The organism is Streptomyces sp. E11-3, from assembly GCF_046540415.1.
In the GTDB taxonomy this organism is placed as follows: domain Bacteria; phylum Actinomycetota; class Actinomycetes; order Streptomycetales; family Streptomycetaceae; genus Streptomyces.
On record NZ_JAZGRL010000137.1, the window covers coordinates 1 to 1,948 of the forward strand.

At 76.8% G+C, this 1,948-nt stretch carries 1 protein-coding gene; it reads right to left on the minus strand.

Annotation, left to right across the window (positions count from 1 at the left end; genetic code table 11):
* Positions 1-73: 73 nt before the first annotated feature.
* The coding region (locus U9R90_RS35870) for a helicase-associated domain-containing protein (RefSeq protein WP_411061660.1) at positions 74-1,948 on the minus strand (1,875 nt) is incomplete at its 5' end.

Consider the following 1,948-nt stretch of genomic DNA (forward strand, 5'->3'; position numbering starts at 1 on the left):
GCAGGGGGACTCGGGCGGGCTTCAGCTCGGGTCGTCAGCTGGGGGCGTCAGGTCGCGTCTTCTGGTCGCGCCTTCAGGTCGCGTCGTCCGCGAGTTCCGCCACTCCGGTGATGCGGTGCAGGGGGTACGTACGGACCTCGTCCGCCGTGTGGTCGTACGCCGTGACGAAGCCGCCCTCCACCCGGACCGGGGCGATCACGCGCTGGCTCGCGGCGCCCTCGGCGTTCACGTACCCGATCCAGAGCGCCTCGCCGGTGAGTACCGCGGCCTGCATGGTGGCGAGGGTCTCGGCCGACGTGGTGCGGGGGAGTCCGCCCTCGGCCGCCGCTGCCGCCTGAGCCGTCGCGGGCTTGCGGGGCGTCGTCGAGGCCAGGTCACCGGCGCGGATGGCCCGCACGGCGGCACCGAGCAGCGTGTCGTCCGGCACGGGCGGGCCCTCGGGGACGGGGGCCGGTGCGGTGCGGTGCGGGGTGCGGTGGGCGTGTGCGCGGTGGATCAGTACATCGCCCTCCGCGCTCTCGGCCGCGGGCGCGAACCCCATCGAGCGCAGCCCTTCGAGCAGCGTGGCGGGGTCCGTCTGGGCGGCCAGGACGGTCGGCGCGAGGCGGCGCAGGCGCAGGTCCTGGGAGCGCTTGTCGGCCATGATCTCGTTCAGCATCGCGTCGTCGTCGCAGCGTACGTACGCCGACGCGGCGCCGATCCGCAGATGGCCGTGCCTGCGGGCCACGTCGTCGATGAGGTAGGTGAGCGGCTGGGGGACGGGCGTGCGGGAGTGCTCGGCGAGGAACGCGTGCAGATCGGCGGCCGCCTGGCCCGCGTCCAGGGCGCGGCGCACCGATCCCGGTGTGAAGCGGTAGACCGTCGCGCCGCCCTTGGACTCCACGTCCGCCAGCACGCTCAGTGTCTCGGCGAGCGGGCGCCGCAGGGGGCCGGGCGCTACGGCGGTCAGGTCGGCCTGGAGGAGTACGTGGTCCAGGGGCTCGGGGAGCAGCGGGGCGAGGGTCGCGGCGGCGGTGGCGGCCGCGGTGGCGGTTTCGGCGGGTGAGGGGTGGTGGTGCGGTTCGGCTGGCGGGCCCAGGAGGGCGCGGGCGTGGGTGGCGAGGGCGGCGCGGCCCGTGATGCCGAGGAGTTCGGCCTCGGTGAGGGTCCAGCGGGCGATGCGGGTGCGCAGGCCGTCGGTTTCGCCGTCGGTGGCACCGGCGCGCAGCGGGCGTTCCCAGGCGAGCCTGGCCAGGACCGAGTCGGGGGACGCGGCCGCGCCCTCGGGGAGGTCCGCGAGCAGGGCGAGGACGCGGTGGCGGACCTCGGGTGCGGCCGAGCGGTCCAGGTGCGGGCCGAGCGCGGAGAGCGTACGGCCCGCCGCCGCGCCGGTCACCGCGGTGTCGCGGCCGCCCACCAGACCGGCGGTGCGGGTGGCGGCCAGCCAGGCGGCGGCCAGGGACGCCCAGCGCTCGGCCGGGGGCAGCTCCAGCCACTCGTCGTACGCGGGCGTGGGGGCGTACCGCTCGTCGACCTCGCCGTCCGACGCCAGCAGGCCTGCCGCATAGGCGAGTTCGACCCAGAACGCGGCCAGGGGTTCCGTCACGTCCAGGGCGACCGCGGTCCGCTTCAGGTCGCGCACGCTGAGGCCGCCGGCCCGGAGCACCGCGGGGCCGCCCTCGTGCCACTCCCGCAGCAGCTCCTCCACCGTCGTGAGCGCCGTGTACGCCTGGCCCGCCGCCGTGGAGTCCACCACCTGGGGGCGGTACTCGGCCTTGATCTCCACGGCGGGCGGCACCGGCTGCGGCGTACGGTGCGCGCGTCCGCCGCGCACGTGCAGGGCGGCCTCGCGGGGCAGCACGACCGTGCCGGGCGCGGTCGGCAGCAGGAGCCCGCGGTCGAGCAGCCACCGTACGTGCGCCGCGGGTTCGGCCGTGACCTGGCCGTACGGCGGGCCCCACGTCAGCCG